The following is a 17,553-nucleotide window of genomic DNA, read 5'->3' on the forward strand; positions in this document are numbered from 1 at the left end:
AATTAGCGGTCCACGTCTGACATAACAAAATCGATACTACCAAGGTATACGATCAGGTCGGATACCAGGCTGCCGTTGATCACCGAAGGGATCTGCTGCAGGTGCGGGAAGCTCGGCGTACGCACGCGCGTGCGGTAGCTCATGGTGCTGCCATCACTGGTCAGGTAGTAACTGTTGATCCCTTTGGTCGCCTCAATCATCTGGAAAGATTCATTGGCCGGCATCACCGGCCCCCAGGAAACCTGCAGGAAGTGGGTGATCAGGGTTTCGATATGCTGCAAAGTGCGCTCTTTTGGCGGCGGTGTGGTCAGCGGATGGTCAGCTTTGAACGGGCCTGCCGGCATGTTGTTCAGGCACTGTTCCAGGATACGCATACTCTGGCGCATCTCTTCCATCTTCAGCATTACGCGGCTGTAAGCACAGCTGACGCCATCTCCGATGGGGACTTCGAAGTCGAAGTTTTCATAACCGGAGTAAGGACGCCATTTACGCACGTCAAAGTCGAGGCCGGTGGCGCGCAGCCCGGCACCGGTGGTGCCCCAGGCCAGCGCTTCTTCCATGTTGTAGGCGGAAACGCCCTTAGCACGGCCAATCAGCACCGAGTTTTTCAGCGCGGTCTGCTCATAGGCTTTCAGGCGTTTTGGCATCCAGTCAAGGAACTCGCGCAGCAGACGTTCCCAGCCTTTCGGCAGATCATGCGCCACGCCGCCGATGCGGAACCAGGCCGGGTGCATACGGAAACCGGTAATGGCTTCCACCACATCATAAATTTTCTGGCGATCGGTGAAGGCAAAGAACACCGGTGACATGGCACCAACGTCCTGAATAAACGTGGAGATGTACAGCAGGTGGCTGTTGATGCGGAACAGCTCTGATAGCATCACGCGGATCACATCCACGCGCTCCGGCACTTTAATCCCGGCCAGCTTCTCTACCGCCAGCACGTACGGCATTTCGTTGACGCAGCCGCCGAGGTATTCGATGCGGTCGGTGTAAGGAATGTAGCTGTGCCAGGACTGGCGCTCGCCCATCTTTTCGGCACCGCGATGGTGGTAACCGATATCCGGCACGCAGTCGACGATCTCTTCACCGTCCAGCTGTAAAATGATGCGGAATGCCCCGTGTGCCGAGGGATGGTTCGGGCCGAGGTTGAGGAACATAAAGTCCTCATTGGCGGTAGAACGCTTCATGCCCCAGTCTTCAGGTTTGAAGGTCAGGGACTCCATTTCCAGATCCTCTTTCTGCTTGGTCAGCTCGAAAGGATCGAATTCGGTGGCGCGCGCCGGATAGTCTTTACGCAGCGGATGCCCTTCCCAACTCTGCGGCATCATAATGCGCGTCAGGTGCGGGTGGCCGACAATATCAATGCCAAACATTTCCCAGGTTTCCCGCTCATACCAGTTGGCATTAGGGAAAATTTTGCTAATGGTCGGCACATGCAGATCGTTTTCTGACAACGCCACCTTGAGCATGATATCGCGGTTGCGCTCAATGGAGATGAAGTGGTAGAAAACGGAAAAATCCGCTGCCGGTAGACCGTCGCGGTGGGTGCGCAGACGCTCGTCCATGCCATGCAGGTCATACAGCATCACATAGGGTTTCGGCAGCTTGCGCAGAAACTCAATAATTTCAAGCAGCTGCTCACGTTTTACCCACACCACCGGCACGCCGGTACGGGTTGCTTGCACGGTAAAGGCATCAGGCCCAAAACGATTACGCAGCTCGCCGATCACCGGGTCATCCTGGTGATCACGGGTTTGCCATAACGGCTGAGCGAGATCTTGCGTGGTTAAATCTGTCATAAGTTGTTCACCATTCTGGCCTGACGGACAGGCGCTCAGTGTTGGCGTCAAGGGGGCCAGCGCATATTACGTTGTGTTTTTTTTGCGCTTTTTCTGACCACATCCATAAACTGCAGGTTTAAATTTCGTCAGGGGTGCGCAGATTAGTGACGGCAATACGCTCTGCGTTTTTCCTGTCGCGCTCGGACTGCATATTGGCGCGATAGACGCCCTGATCGTTAACCACCCATGATAATGGACGTCGCTCTTTGCCGATCGACTCTTGTAGCAGCAACAGTGCCTGCATATAGGCTTCAGGGCGCGGTGGGCAGCCCGGGATATACACGTCCACCGGCAGGAACTTGTCAACGCCCTGCACCACGGAATAGATGTCGTACATGCCGCCGGAGTTGGCGCAGGCTCCCATTGAAATCACCCATTTTGGTTCCAGCATCTGGTCGTACAGGCGCTGTATCACCGGAGCCATCTTGGTGAAGCAGGTTCCCGCCACCACCATAAAGTCAGCCTGGCGCGGCGAAGCACGGATCACTTCTGAACCAAATCGCGCCACGTCGTGCACCGCAGTAAACGAGGTGGTCATTTCGACATAGCAGCAGGAAAGACCGAAGTTAAACGGCCAAAGGGAGTTCTTGCGCCCCCAGTTCACCATATCGTGCAGAGCATGTTCTAACTTGCCCATATAAACATTTTGGTGAACGTGCTTTTCCAGGGGGTCGGTGACGATCTCCTGCTTGTGCAGGGGATAACGGTCATTCTCACCGTTCGGGTCTATGCGGGTGAGCGTATAGTCCATGTGTTTTTGCCTCGCTGTTACTGCTTGTGACGGTTGGCGTGCGAGATGGTAGTTGGTTTGACGTCGAACTGACGACGGGCAGGCGCCCAATCCAGCGCGCCAATGCGAACCAGATAAAACAGACCAGCAAGCAGGACCAAAATGAAAATAGCGGCTTCGACAAAGCCAACCCAGCCGCTTTCGCGAATGGCGGTCGACCATGCATAGAGATAGAGCGCTTCAACGTCAAAGATGACGAAGAACATGGCAACCAGATAGAACTTGGCGGACAGGCGCAATTTCGCAGTGCCGACGGAAGCAATACCGGATTCAAAAGGTGTATTTGTATGCCTTCCGCGAGCTTTTCCGCCTAAAAACCATGCTCCTGCCAACATCAGGCAGCAAAGACCTATCGAGACAATCAGGAAAACAGCGAATGCCCAGTGATGGGCGACGACTTCTGTGGTTGTTGACATACTCTAACTTACTCACCAAAAGTGGCGTTACGCGTCCTGCTCTAATGAATGGCAGCTCACACACCACATCGATTAAGGGAACAATGAAAAAACCTGATAAATTATACTGACTTCAGCAGTAAGCCAGTAGTTTTATGTGGTTTTTACTCCTTTAACTCACCTTCTGTCAACTTTGACAAAACTATCAGCACATTATTTTACATTAAGAACATTAAATTAACACAGGAAATGCGTTAAGCGAGCTAAATCGAGTCAGTCACTTCGTGACTTCAGAGTGTAGCGGGTAAAATCATCTGAAAGTTGGAATTTAGCCTGGCCTATTCTGGCAGGAATAATCTCTTTTTCCTTCCCCTTATAAGGGCTATTTTTTTGATCCAGCACACACTTTGGGGTTTTATGACAAAAAAACAGCCAGTATCAAATGGGTAAAAGGGACTTTTCAGTGCAAACTCAACGCTTGATTAATTAAGATAATTCTTATTTTGTTGCGAAGTCATTTGATTGTGTGAGGGATCAACTTTCAGGGCCTTCTGGCGATGAATGGGGCAGCGCATTTATCAATAAAAAGGCCCTTCTGTCGAAAATCCGACTGAAGGGCCTTTTTTATCGAGTAAAGCTAAAGTCAATCAACGTTTATTGATAAAAGTAATCATTTACCTTTAGCAGATTACTCTTCTTCATCATCCGGTGAAATTGTGCTGCCCTGACCCTCTGTGCTCAGTAGGTAGGGATTGTTGCCGGACTCCATCGCCTCGAAGATCGCCAGCGCCAGCTCGTTTTCACTGTCCGGATTGCGACACAGCAGATACTCGGTATCTGGTAGCATTGGCAAACCTTCGGCAGCCCCCATTACGCGCAGTTCAGGACTCATCATCTCTACCGGGCGGGCAGTGACTCCCAGCCCGGCTTTCACCGCGGCACGAACCGCAGCAAGCGTTGAAGCGACGTACGAGATACGCCACGGAATGCCTGCCTGATTAAGATGGTCTATCGCCAGGTCGCGATAAGGGCTTGGCTCATCCAGCAATACCAAAGGAATCGCTTCCCCGGGCTGGAAAATGTAGTCTGCTGCGCAGTACCACAAGGTTGGCGACGTACGCAGGACCTGCCAGGTGAAATCCATCGGGCTGGAAGTAGTGACGACCAGATCGACTTCGCCCTGATTGAGCATTTCCATCATAAACGGATTGCGCTTAACGCGAACGTCGATCGCAAGTTTTGGGTAGAGCGAGGTAACCCGGTTCAGCATAAACGGTAAGATGGTGTCTGAAGTATCATCAGAAGCACCAATGGACAGTACACCCTGAATATTGCGGTACATCAAAGAGGTACAGGCTTCATCATTGAAGCGCAGGATCTTTCTGGCATAACCTAACAGCTGAATACCGTGTTCAGTTAATAACTTGTTACGCCCGTGTCTGGCGAACAGTTCTTTGCCTACTAATTGTTCCAGTCGCTGCATTTGCTGACTAACAGCCGACTGCGTTCTGCATACCGCTGTCGCCGCAGCAGCAAAGGTGTTCAGATCGGCAACGGCAACAAACGTTCTCAGCAGATCAAGGTCAAGATTGAGTATCGGACGATTTGCACTAGTCATGTTATATCTTCACTTTATAAGTTTTTACAAACAGCTACCCTGGTGTTATTTCTTTATTTATCAATAAGATGATAAATAAGTAATAATTGCAAAATGGCGACAGTGATTAGCAATCAAAAAAAATTACCCGATGCATTCCTGATTTGCAGACAATAAGTATTCTTTACTCTGCTCATTCTGCCCGAGTAATGCCGGACAGACTGCGGCGAAAAGATTCTTTCATCTGATACATCACTCATGCACGCTGCACAAACCCATAAGTTGCAGGAAGCCGCGTCGTTTAAGTTAATTAACACTGACGAAACTCATTATGAGATGAGTTTGAGTGTTGTTAGTCTAAAACAACCATTGGAAATTAAATAACCAACACGCTGGATCACAGCGTAAAATATTAAGTACTGCTTACTAATATAAGGAACAAAAAACGTTTTTTTATCCCTGCAAAGACCTGTGCATCTGGTGCAAGGTACTCTGAACATTATCCTGACATACTGCCGCTCGCTTTTTAAGCCCAAACCTGATTATTCTTTTCACTAAAGCGTGATTTTAGCGGCTGTGGCACAAAACACAGTGCCCTGCATCATAAAAAATACTTGTCTTAGCGAATACGACACGGCTGTCACCAAAAAGGGCCAGCAGACAGGCCCACTTTGTCAAACCAAACCCTATCCCCGGACTGTTCAAAAAGCGTACTGACAAATAAGCATAACTTGACTGTTACACCTATCATCAATACACGAATCGTTAATATTTGCGGGTTGAGCGTGTCCGGTGGAAAACTCTGGCAGACATAGAGCAGCATGCCGATGATAGTATCGAATTAGTTGAAATAATCAGCATAATGTTTTGATATGGGTCTTTTGGCATTTTATCCTCGTCAACAACGTAAAAAAATCTCTTTTAGCTCACTAAACCCCTTCCTGCCCTTCAAAACCGCAAAGGAGAAGAGTACATTGTGCCATGTTAAGTTTTCCACGGCTGGAACGCGGTTCCGCCAGTAAAGGCAACAAAGATGACCCCAATTGAAAAATCCGGCAAGCTGGATAATGTGTGTTATGACATTCGCGGACCGGTACTAAAAGAAGCCAGGCGCCTCGAAGAAGAAGGTAATAAAGTACTTAAGCTGAATATCGGTAATCCTGCTCCGTTTGGATTTGAAGCCCCTGATGAGATCCTGGTCGATGTTATCCGCAATCTGCCGGGCGCGCAGGGCTACTGTGACTCAAAAGGACTGTATTCAGCACGAAAAGCGATCATGCAGCATTATCAAGCCCACGGCATGCGCGACGTTACGGTGGAGGATATCTATATTGGTAACGGGGTATCGGAGCTGATCGTGCAGTCTATGCAGGCGTTGCTCAATAGCGGGGATGAAATGCTGGTTCCGGCACCCGATTATCCGCTTTGGACAGCCGCCGTTTCGTTATCCGGTGGTAAAGCGGTGCACTACATGTGCGATGAGTCCGCTGGCTGGTTCCCCGATCTGGACGATATTCGCAGTAAAATCACGCCGCGCACGCGTGGAATAGTGATTATCAATCCGAATAACCCAACTGGTGCCGTCTACAGTAAAGAACTGCTGTCAGAGGTTGTGGAGCTGGCGCGTCAGCATAATCTGATTATTTTTGCTGACGAGATTTATGACAAAATCCTCTATGACGCCGCGCAACACCATTCAATTGCTGCTCTTGCGCCGGATCTGCTTACCATCACCTTCAACGGTTTGTCGAAAACCTACCGCGTGGCCGGTTTCCGTCAGGGCTGGATGGTACTTAACGGACCTAAGAAACACGCCAAAGGTTATATCGAAGGACTGGAGATGCTGGCTTCAATGCGCCTGTGTGCTAACGTACCGGCGCAGCATGCCATCCAGACCGCACTCGGTGGCTATCAAAGCATCAGCGAATTTATTCAGCCCGGTGGCCGACTGTATGAGCAGCGTAACCGCGCCTGGGAGCTGATTAACGAGATCCCGGGGGTCAGCTGCGTAAAGCCAGACGGGGCACTTTACATGTTCCCAAAAATTAACAGTAAGAAGTTCAACATCCACGACGACCAGAAAATGGTGCTGGATTTCCTGTTACAGGAAAAAGTCTTGCTGGTACAGGGCAGCGCCTTCAACTGGCCGTGGCCGGATCATGTGCGTATTGTGACCCTGCCGCGTGTCGATGAACTGGAAATGGCGATCGGTAAATTTGACCGTTTCCTCAGCGGTTACCGCCAGCTTTAATGCTTCTCTCCCAGAGCGGCTCAGGCCGCTCTCGGTTTATGCTGTAAGGGAAAAAGTACGATGACCAAGAGCCACTTTTTTGCTCACCTCTCCCGTCTGAAGCTGATTAACCGCTGGCCGCTGATGCGTAACGTGCGTACTGAAAACGTTTCTGAACACAGCCTGCAGGTTGCAATGGTCGCCCATGCGCTGGCACTGATTAAAAATGCCAAATTTTCAGGCAGCCTCAATGCCGAACGCATTGCTCTGATGGCGCTCTATCATGACGCCAGCGAGGTGCTGACTGGCGATCTGCCCACCCCCGTAAAGTATTACAATGCGCAGATTGCTCATGAGTACAAAAAAATTGAGAAAATCGCCCAGAACAAGCTGATCGAGATGTTGCCCGATGAACTGCGTTCAGCCTACGCCCCATTAATTGATGAACATCAGCACAGCGAGGCAGAAACGGCTATTGTCAAGCAGGCGGATGCACTGTGTGCCTATCTGAAATGTCTGGAAGAACTGTCTGCCGGTAACAACGAGTTCCTGCTGGCAAAAGCGCGTTTGGAGAAAACCCTGGCTCAGCGCCACAGCCCGGAAATGGACTATTTTGTCGAGGTGTTTGTTCCAAGCTTTAGCCTTTCGCTGGATGAAATCAGCAAGGAATCATTGTAATCCTTCCTTCTGACGGCTGGCCCGGGAACAGTCTTTGTCCAGCCAGAGGCAGCTGGCCGTTTCTGAGTTCACCGTTTTCGATCGGCGACGCAACTAGATAAAGACATATTTTAAACTGGCCTTCTCCTCGTCTGACGGATTAACCACTTCCTCCAGTTCAATATCCCGGCCAGCAACGGCTTTGCATCTGAAGACGGTATTATCTTCAATCAAAATTTCTGCTTCAGTCAGTTTGCCCGTGTAGAGCATCACCGGGTGCGCCGCCTTCACGACATGGATTTTATAGCGGATGCCGTTGGCACTAGCCGCGAAATTTCTCGCCACTTGCTGCTCTGTAGAGGCAGAGATAAACTTTTTGCTTGAAATGATATCTCCTGATTTCAGTTCCGCTAAATCCATCATCCCCTGACTATTGGGCTTTCCTCCGCGGTAAACCACACCCTGAATACTTGGCAATTTTTTTAACAGCGTTCTGATATTTTTCACATGTTGAAATGCCTGCTCTCTTATATGTGGGCTTAAATACTGCTCAGGCATATTTTCCAACAGAAATCCATTAATAGTGAAGTAGCTGTTGCCTCCATAATTGCGAATGCTTGTATATTCGTCAGAGGTAATACCACCACTGTTGTCATCGAAATCCTGAAGTAGATGGTAGGCTTCCGCCGTGGGCCTTGAGAAATTAAAGAGTTCCATGGTGTTTTCGGTTTTGCTGGTTAAAAAACTCTCGCCGTTAACCAAACTAAAAAATCCACTGGCCAGGTAAAACTCTTTTTTTCTCTTTAAAAGACCTGAGAGCTTCCTGCCATAAATGCGAACTTCTGCATCAGATGGCTGCTCAGCCGTTCCCTTATAGACTATTTTGGCCCTGAACAGCACACCATTGTGCTTAATATAGGTTTTTCCATTACTTGCTACCATAATAGCAGGATATTTTTTATCGGAGTGAAGTTCGCCTACTTTGTCTTCAATCAGTCCTGCCTCATGGTTATCCGTGAGAATCTGCCCTATATCTCCAGAAAAATACATACAGGGTAGAACAGGCGCTCTTTTCAAACGGCAGGGCGAATACGTTACCTCAATGCTTTGCTTCTTATTGGCGAGGTAATACTTACCATAAAATAAAAATACTTCGCATTCCGGTCGACCATAAATCGCCAGGTGGCGTTGTGTTGTCCCTTTGCTTACCCGATAGAACTTATCATTAAGTTTTAAGGCGAGCAGTTGATTTTTTTTACCGCGCAAAGTGTACCGATAAATCCCTTCCTTATTTGGCTTTATACGTATAAAGGCTCTGGCGTCAAGCTGCCTGACTCCTTTTAATCTGTTTGCCATTTCAATATCGAAGACATCCAGGTAAGAGATGAAATTCTTTGCCGGTTTTCTTGCCATGCTGGTATCAAGCTTTCTGACAACAGCATTTTTACTCACATTGCTCCAGGACTTATTTTTTATCGAATAGCGCACTTCCACTTCCCGGTCATCTCCGATCGCAATATATTTTTCCCCGCGACGAACCAGAAGATATTCATTACCATTAATATAAATATGTAAACGGCCGTACCTGATAAATGTCTTCTCGGGTAGCACGGCTTTTTTTTCAATAATCTGACCATTTTTATCTTTAGGTGAAATATCCGCAACCACCTTTGCCACCATCAAAACTTGATTATTCATGTCAATAGCATCCTGCGGATTAAGAGGTTTACCCTCCAAATCATCTGCCAGCATGGTAAATAACTTGCCCCCTATTCTTTGCATAATCACCAACGGGGTCATCGCGGGAAAGAGTGATAGCAATGCGCTAACCGTCTGATCTACTCTGCTTGTTATTGTTGCCAGGTGCTGAATAGCCAAATCGTCCGGGCAACGACCCAGCTTATTATAGTAAGCAATGATCATCGATTCATGCGCCAGCGCCTCAACAGGATTCGACAGCGTATTGCCGATTTGTCTTAATATATCGCTAAGCTTAAGAGACTGTCGTTCCTCAAGGCATGAATAACCTATCTTCACCCTCTTCACATCGTCAGTCAGAAGTTTTTCGGTCGTGGTAGCCTCTCGAGGCGCCCAGATCGCGGCCGCCAGGGGTAAAGGCTCCGGCTGCTGCAGAGAAGTCATCGCGCTGCTGTCCGTATGCCAATCGGCCGGCGGGCGGTTCATGCCGCCAGCACCGGAGAGATGGTGAGTATAAGCCCACGCACCCGCGCCGGCAGTGAACAGCGCTGCACCTGCAAACCAGGCAAATTTTCCCTTAAGCTTGAAAGCAGGAGGAGTAAACGCACCGGCATGCTGGCCGTTAAGGATGCCATTTTCTGCCAACAGTTGCAGCTCTGCTCCTTTAACAGACATTTCCTGTAGTTCACGTTCTTCTGCTGATCGGGTTATTGACTCGCTGGCGCGCAGCCGTCCGTTCAGCCCGCTGACAGCACGTTGCCAACATTGAATGACAGAAGAATTAAGAGAAGTATTCATTTCGATGGCAGAACTGGCTACCGAGATGATGCTTAAGGTAAGTTCCCCATCGATACGGTCTTTCTTGCCATCATCCACGCTACTTTGATCGGGGATGATTAGCAAAGAAGTTCGAGCCGCAGATGCGGCTTCAGATGTAATGCGCGGCATGATTGGATTCCTGAATACATATTGAAATTAACCAACTGGCGCCTCGATAGCGATGACATAATGAAAAAAGTCATTCTTATAGTCGATATTGAAAATACATTTATTTTAGCCAAAAGGATTATATAAGAACGATGCTATCTATCTATTTTGGCGTTGAAATTAATATTAGGCGAAATCAGAATAAACTTTGGTTTGACTGTAAATCAGATATAGAGATGCTTCAATCTTCTTAAATCATAGCCAGAGGGATTAACTAATTCTTCCAGAACGACATCCCTGCCGTAAATATAAACGCATCTGAACACGGTATTATCCTCAATCAATACTTCGGCCTCCCTTAATTTCCCTGTAAAGGTTAATATAGGATGAGCAGCCTTTCGCACGTAGATGGTATAACGGACAGCATTAGGCCCAGCTGCAAAAGCATTTGCTATGACCGGATCCATTGAGGCAGAAATAAATTTCCGGCTTGATATAATATCTTCCGCCTTGAGGTCGTTCAGAGCGTCCACCCCGTGAGTATTGAGCTGGCTTCCCCGATATACCACACCATCAATACTTGGTAATTTTTTTAACAGCCCCCTGATATTTTCTATATCAGCAACCACTGTTGCTTTGAGTTCAGCATCAGCATAGTCATTTAATCTGCCATTATAAATAAAATCATTAATTTCACGATACCTCACCCCGCCATATGCACGAATACTTTCATATTCATCTGCTGTAATTTCACCGTTCTTGCGTTCAAAATCCTTTACTGCCTGGTAGGCTTCTGCCGTCGGCCTTGGCAAATAAAGTGACTCCATAACGCTTTCTATTTTGCTGTATAAGAAACTATTTCCTTTTGATTCACTGAAATAACCAATGGCAATATTAAATTTAGTTTTTCTTTTCAGAAACCCCAACCTTTTTTTACCATAAATACGCACTTCCCTGCTCCCCGCACTGCCAGAAGACGTAGTTGAAACTAATTTAACTCTAAAGAGAACACCATTGTGCTGGATATATTTCTTATTATTTTTCGCGGATACCAAAATGGCCGGATTATTAGCATCACTCCTCAACCAGGTAATTTCCAGTGGATTTACGCCATAATCATGATTATCTGCAAGGATTTTATCCAAATCTTCCGAGTAACTCATACACAATGAAGGTGGAGATCTTTTCACTGTACAGGAAACAGATTTAACCTCAACGCTTTTATCGTCAGGAGCAAGATACCAGGTTTTGTCAAACATTATGATCTCTGATGCGGGTTTGTCATAAAAAGACATCCTCTGTTTTGTTGTCCCGCTACAGACACGATAGAATTTTCCATTAAGTTTTACAGCAAGAACTACCTCTTTTTTTTTCCTGAAGTAACGGTAAATTCCTTGACCATTTGGGCGTGAGACGCGAAAAAGCCTGGCGTTAAGTGGCAGCACATCCTTTAAAGTATCTGCTATTTCAAAGTCAATCCGATTACTGTAAGCGAAAGCGAGTTGATGTGCTTTCACGGCAGGGGATATGGCCAAAGATAGTAACTTCTTCTCATTTTCTACTAAATACCAGGATTTATCTTTATAAGAATAGTTAACGGGGAACTCACCTGATTTACCGTGCGCGAGAAATGCCCCATGCTTATTGGTTATCCTGTACTTCGCATTTCCAATCCAGACTGTAACATGACCAGCTTCAAGACCGGTATTCTCCGGCAGCGAAAATGCATTATTAATCAGCTGTCCGTTCTCATCCTTAGGTGAAAAGTCAGCGATCATTTTTGCCATCATCATCACTTGTTCATTAATCGCCAGCACATTGTAAAAATCTATAGGTTTCCCTTCCAAATCATCTGCAAAAATGCGGAATAAAGAACCACCCACCCGTTGTATAATTACTGCCGGCATCACCCCGGGAATCATCGAAATGAGCGCACTAACGACCTGATCCACTTTGCTTGTCACTGACGACAGGAATTTTATTTCATCACCGTCAGGGCAACGTCCCAGGCTATTGTAATAGTCAATCACCTGAACTTCTTTTGCTAATTCTTCAACCGGGTTTAACAACGTGTTGCCTATTTGTCGGAAAATATCTGCCAGCGTCAGCGTTTGTCTTTCATCCAGACATGAGAAATCGAGCTTTGCTATCTGCACATCATTAGCTTGAGTTATTTCGCTGGGGCTGGCCATTTCGGCTGCCCATATACCGGCGGCTATAGGCAGAGGCTCCGGCTGCGTTGATGCAGTGCCGACGCTTGTCGGGGACAAAAGCAGATTTTCGCTCATATTTGTTGCCGGGCGACTCGCTCCTCCTGCGCCAAAAGCATAGCGGCTACAACCAAATACACCGATACTAAACGTTGCCAGCGCGGCGCCAGCAAGCCAGCCTGATTTACCGCAAAGTTTGAAAACCGGGGTTTGTTGCACCCGCGCTTCCATACAGGCCCGGGAACAGTCTTCAGCCAGCCGTTGCAGCTCGCCTCCTTCAACGCAAACTTTGTGCAATTGCGTATCGTTATCATCAGATTTATCTGAATTAATCCCTAATATCCTCCAGGCTGGACGTCTGAGTCCTTGTTGGCGTGATTGATACCAGCGCTGGTGGCCAGATGCGAGTATCTCGTTAGCCGCTCTTGATACAGAAATAATATTCGCCGAAAGTCCTTCGCGGCTGGATTGAGGTGTGTCCTTGTCTTCAGGACAATCTGAAACTACATTTATCGACGAAAAAGTGCACGGGGTCGATAATTCAGACAGTTGACATTGCATTTAAAAGATCCCTCCACACAAAAATGAGAAATTCGGCTAACACTTTTTCAGTGTATGGGGATTAATTCAACAGAAAAACCTATTTTAAGGTAACAGAAAGCGTTTTGTGCAAAACAAGATGATATCCAGCAGCGCATTACCGCTCAGTCCTGCAGCCTGATTATAATTAACGGATTAATGACAGGTCTTCGAATTATCGAAAATCAGAGGAGGATTAGCCATTTCAATGACTGAACTTAATACCGGGTTAATAGCCGAGGTAATTAACTGGCTTGAGTAGCCAGTATTGATATTATTTCTGATATCATCCGGTAAGCTAAGGATATAGCTTCACGGTTAAAGCGGATTCAGCCAGTTTAGAGATGAGAGTGATTGAGAATATTTTTTCTGCCATTTAAGGCTATCAGATAACATAAAAATGCACATTAAACCCTGTTATTCAGCAGTCATAAAATGAGGGTTAATATGAACTTTTTGAACAAAAAAAATAGCGGACTTACTACAAAGCCAATTAAACTATAATCTGAAAATTCGAAAATTCATGCCTGGTTTTAGCAATACATCCGCTATTTATCGTGGATTTACGCTAATCAGATGATATTTAGTTTCTGGGTGAATAATTTACATTTTCAAGTCGGTTATCAGTATAGTAGTGATGTTTTGAGGAGATCTGACTAATACTGCTTTCAGGAACGCGGGCTGCTAGTTCAGGCACGCTCACATGCTCACGGAGCACGCCATGAAGTCTGTGTGGCGGATAAGAAAATCCGTGTGCTTGATACAGATCCATTGAGCAATGACCACTCTGTTTGCCATATTCATAAATCGTCTCACAAATCCACATAATCAGGCATATAGCCATTAAACTCATGATGCCCGGTTCCTTTTTTATCTGCTCCATAAGCGAGTTAAGTTGAGATATGATATGATCACGCACCACTTGTAAAGAGCTCACCCCATCAGGCTCGGTGCCTTGATCATTAAACTCTGCATTGGCAATGCTATTTTCACCGCTGCATTCAGTCCTGACTGCGCAGTAATAACGCTCGCTTTCGCTTTCACTTGCAGAACTATTTGAAGTCGATTTATCCAGGCTGCTGGCGGCATTTTTTATTGCTTTTGGAATGCCAAAATCTGGATCACCCAGCCTGCCTGAGGAATTTGTGACAGAGGAAATGTCTTCAAGAAGACTCTGGCCGCAGTTGGGGCAATTACCCGGTTTTGCTCTTGTTTCAGGGAAAGTAAGCACAGACTGAGCGCGGGGTGATAAGTCAGAAAGCGATAGATTTGATGGCATAATAAAAATCCTCTTCAATTAAGTTAAATATGTTTTTTTCGCTACGGATTTTATCGCAGAAATAATTTATCATGCTTATTGTTATTTCATTGAATTTCAACCCATAATATAAGGTATCACAGAGAAATATTTATTTTCAGGCATAATATCTTGTAATTAAAAGACGACATTACCGATAAATGAGTGGTACATTCGACACCCGGCTTATCTGATTGGTTTCATACATCCGCCGATAACTATTAAAGTATACACAACCCAAAACAACAATATATATACGACTGAACAACGGTATAAAGTCGTTTTATGAAATGGCCTCTTTTTCTTCATGCCTGTCACCCGCATAATCTGGCGACAGGCCAGGTTTTACCTGTTCGTCAAATGATCTGCGGCAAGAACTCGGGATGGTTATCCATAAGAGGATATCATGAAGTTAAGGGGTGCATTGCCAGCGCTGAAGAGAACCTTAGCGCTGGCTCGGAATGTAAGCAGGATTAATGTCGGCGGTAAATATTGACGCTGCCATCGGCATTTTTATGAATAATCAGTTCTTCCAGCGAGCTAAGCACCATATCGACATCTTCCAGCCGTTGAGCCTCTTCAGGCGGATTGACGGCAATCACATGGCAGCCTGCGGCCAGCCCCGAAAGAATGCCAGCAGCAGCATCTTCAACGACTACGCACTCTTCAGGTTCAAGGTCAATCAGCCGGGCACCAAGCAGATAGGCATCCGGCTCTGGTTTTCCGCGCTCCACGCGCTCTGCGGTAACAAATGCCAGCGGAGCGGGTAGACGCGCCGCTGCATGGCGTGAACTGGCGACCGGCACAGAACCGGAGGTCACGATTGCCCACGGGATCGCTAATTCATCCAGCGTTGCCAGTAACTGTAGCGCACCCGGCATGGCAACAAGGCCCTCGGTATCTCCTGCTTCCATTTTCTCCAGCTCGATAAACTCCTGCTGGATCTCCTGCGCACTGGCCCCCGCCATAAAGTGTCGCAGTGAAGTTATAGCCTGCTTGCCGTGGATAAAGTTCAGCAGCTCGTCAGCGGCTATTCCGTGGCGTTCACCCCAATTTTTCCAGGCACGCTCAACCACCGCAAGGGAATCAACCAAGGTGCCATCCAGATCAAACAGAAAACCTTTACACTTCACTGCATTTTCCTTCTTGGTTTTGATAATGGCGCATCGGGTGCGCACAAGGGGGACCAACGGGTGAAACCCGCATCACGTTTTAAAGATCGTCAAGGAAGGTTTTATCCAGCTGCTTAAATGCCCGCCTGAGTACATCTGCCAGTGACTGATAGGTAGGTTTACCTTCAACCGGGGCAAGCGCCTGTCCTGCCGCCTGCAACTTTTGACGCACATCATGGAACCAGTCCAGTAAGGTCGGCGGTAACGGCGTCACCGAGCGTTTACCCAGCCACCACAGCCCCTGCATTGGCAGGCTACAGGCGAACAGGGCAGTGGCAACAGCAGGGCCGAGCTGTCCCCCCAGAGCAATTTGCCAGCTCAGGCAAAAAATGGCCAGCGGCGGCATAAAATGGATAGCAAAACGCGTTACGCGCGCTACTCTGTTTTCAGGAAACATCGGCGCAAGACGCTTTTCGACAGGCCATGTCTTCATATAGTGCTGCCCAAGCTGGAACAATTTGAACCAACCGACGGAGCCGGATTCATTAGCCATGGCAAACCTCAAATTCAGAGATAAATTTTAAAAAAAACACACAACACACCAACTCTACCTTAAAGAAATCAAAATATTTTGTTTTTGTCAGTGACTCTGGTTATCCTGTGCGCATTTATTGCCCTGGAGCGGGAGCGAAGCTGCCCGGACCACGGCAAAAACGCGCAAAGCGACAACATGTAGACCATCATAACTCCAAAATTTTTGCTTTCGGACAACACTTTTTAAAGCCAGATGTCCAACATTAATGTACCAGCTTTCATGCATAACGCTGAAGGTCGGATTGACTTTTATTTCGCCACATTAAACACATAGGACCTTCCATGTCGAGTAAGTTAGTACTGGTTCTGAACTGCGGTAGTTCTTCCCTGAAATTTGCCATTATCGATCCAGCGAATGGCGATGAATACCTGTCAGGTTTAGCTGAATGCTTCCACCTGCCGGAAGCCCGTATCAAATGGAAACTTGATGGCGCTAAACAAGAAGCGGCGCTGGGTGCTGGCGCTGCACACAGCGAAGCGCTTAATTTCATGGTTAAATCCATTCTGGCACAAAAACCAGAACTGTCGGCACAAATTGCTGCAATCGGTCATCGTATTGTTCACGGCGGCGAAAAACTGACCAAGTCAGTAATTATTGATCAATCGGTCATCCAGGGCATTAAAGACGCTTCTTCTTTTGCTCCGCTGCACAACCCGGCGCACCTGATCGGTATTGATGAAGCGTTGAAAAACTTCCCTCACCTGTCAGATAAGAATGTTGCTGTTTTCGACACCGCTTTCCATCAGACCATGCCGGAAGAATCTTATCTCTACGCCCTGCCCTACAAACTGTATAAAGAGCACGGCGTGCGTCGCTATGGCGCTCATGGCACCAGCCATTACTACGTGACTCAGGAAGCGGCTAAAGTTCTTAACAAACCCGTATCTGAACTGAACATCATTACCTGCCACCTCGGCAACGGCGGTTCCGTTTCGGCCATCCGTAACGGCGAATGCGTAGACACCTCAATGGGGCTGACTCCGCTTGAAGGCCTGGTCATGGGCACCCGCAGCGGTGACATCGACCCGGCCATCATTTTCTTCCTGCACGACGCGCTGGGCATGAGCGTAGACGCAATCAATACCTTGCTGACCAAAGAGTCGGGCCTGTTGGGTCTGACCGAAGTCACCAGCGACTGCCGCTATGTTGAAGATAACTACCCAAACAAAGCCGACGCCAAACGTGCAATGGACGTTTACTGCCACCGTCTGGCTAAATATATCGGTTCCTACAGCGCCCTGATGGATGGTCGTCTGGATGCGGTGATTTTCACCGGTGGCATTGGGGAAAACTCCTCTCTGGTACGTGAGCTGACGCTGAACAAACTGGCTCTGCTGGGCATTGAAGTCGACCACCAGCGCAACCTCGACGCCCGTTTCGGCAAGTCCGGCTTCATCAATAAAGAAGGTAGCCGCCCTGCGCTGGTGCTGCCAACCAATGAAGAGTTGGTTATCGCTCAGGACGCCAGCCGCCTGACCGCATAACCCCTTTTGGCTCCGTCAGCTCCGGCTGGCGGAGCTGTCTCAGATACCACGGTTTATCTGGCCAATATCACTGCGGTGGAAAAAGTGATGACGGCTTCAACCATCATTGACCTGTTACGCTGCTGTCAGTCTCAGGGG

General features: G+C 47.7%; 11 protein-coding genes and 1 pseudogene. 3 read left to right on the forward strand and 9 right to left on the reverse strand.

The window, feature by feature from the left end; genetic code table 11:
• Positions 1–2: 2 nt before the first annotated feature.
• The 4 genes and pseudogenes from nuoC to lrhA form a co-directional block, all read right to left on the reverse strand.
• Positions 3–1,816, reverse strand: a pseudogene (gene nuoC / locus JGC47_RS11260) (NADH-quinone oxidoreductase subunit C/D).
• Between the two features lie 104 nt (positions 1,817–1,920).
• Complete coding sequence (locus tag JGC47_RS11265; protein WP_004158612.1) at positions 1,921–2,595, reverse strand: NuoB/complex I 20 kDa subunit family protein; 675 nt, start codon at positions 2,593–2,595, stop codon at positions 1,921–1,923.
• Positions 2,596–2,612: 17 nt separating this feature from the next.
• Positions 2,613–3,050 (reverse strand): NADH-quinone oxidoreductase subunit NuoA, encoded by a 438-nt coding sequence (gene nuoA / locus JGC47_RS11270; RefSeq protein WP_004158614.1) that lies wholly within the window; start codon positions 3,048–3,050, stop codon positions 2,613–2,615.
• Between the two features lie 667 nt (positions 3,051–3,717).
• The gene (gene lrhA / locus JGC47_RS11275) at positions 3,718–4,647 is read right to left on the reverse strand and encodes a transcriptional regulator LrhA (RefSeq protein WP_004158617.1); all 930 of its coding nucleotides are present in this window, start codon (positions 4,645–4,647) and stop codon (positions 3,718–3,720) included.
• Positions 4,648–5,659: 1,012 nt separating this feature from the next.
• On the opposite strand from lrhA, the gene JGC47_RS11280 reads away from it, so the two are divergent.
• Both JGC47_RS11280 and yfbR read left to right on the forward strand, forming a co-directional pair.
• Complete coding sequence (locus JGC47_RS11280; RefSeq protein WP_004158618.1) at positions 5,660–6,877, forward strand: pyridoxal phosphate-dependent aminotransferase; 1,218 nt, start codon at positions 5,660–5,662, stop codon at positions 6,875–6,877.
• Between the two features lie 60 nt (positions 6,878–6,937).
• A complete protein-coding gene (gene yfbR / locus JGC47_RS11285) occupies positions 6,938–7,534 on the forward strand; it encodes a 5'-deoxynucleotidase (RefSeq protein WP_004158619.1) in 597 nt (198 codons plus the stop codon).
• Positions 7,535–7,627: 93 nt separating this feature from the next.
• Here the strand turns inward: yfbR and JGC47_RS11290 are convergent, their stop codons facing one another.
• The 5 genes from JGC47_RS11290 to yfbV form a co-directional block, all read right to left on the reverse strand.
• A complete protein-coding gene (locus tag JGC47_RS11290) occupies positions 7,628–10,159 on the reverse strand; it encodes an ADP-ribosyltransferase (protein WP_004158620.1) in 2,532 nt (843 codons plus the stop codon).
• 203 nt (positions 10,160–10,362) lie between these two features.
• The gene (locus tag JGC47_RS11295) at positions 10,363–12,909 is read right to left on the reverse strand and encodes an ADP-ribosyltransferase (protein WP_004162625.1); all 2,547 of its coding nucleotides are present in this window, start codon (positions 12,907–12,909) and stop codon (positions 10,363–10,365) included.
• Positions 12,910–13,510: 601 nt separating this feature from the next.
• Entirely contained in the window at positions 13,511–14,206 is a 696-nt protein-coding gene (locus JGC47_RS11300; protein ID WP_013036123.1) for a hypothetical protein, read from the reverse strand.
• 491 nt (positions 14,207–14,697) lie between these two features.
• The gene (locus JGC47_RS11305; RefSeq protein WP_004158630.1) at positions 14,698–15,357 is read right to left on the reverse strand and encodes a sugar phosphatase; all 660 of its coding nucleotides are present in this window, start codon (positions 15,355–15,357) and stop codon (positions 14,698–14,700) included.
• 79 nt (positions 15,358–15,436) lie between these two features.
• Positions 15,437–15,889 carry a terminus macrodomain insulation protein YfbV gene (gene yfbV, locus JGC47_RS11310; RefSeq protein ID WP_004158631.1) on the reverse strand — a complete coding sequence of 151 codons (453 nt, stop codon included), beginning with the start codon at positions 15,887–15,889 and terminating at the stop codon, positions 15,437–15,439.
• Positions 15,890–16,212: 323 nt separating this feature from the next.
• On the opposite strand from yfbV, the gene ackA reads away from it, so the two are divergent.
• Entirely contained in the window at positions 16,213–17,415 is a 1,203-nt protein-coding gene (gene ackA, locus JGC47_RS11315; RefSeq protein WP_004158633.1) for an acetate kinase, read from the forward strand.
• The last annotated feature ends 138 nt before the right edge of the window (positions 17,416–17,553 follow it).

This window comes from Erwinia amylovora (assembly GCF_017161565.1).
Lineage (GTDB): Bacteria > Pseudomonadota > Gammaproteobacteria > Enterobacterales > Enterobacteriaceae > Erwinia > Erwinia amylovora.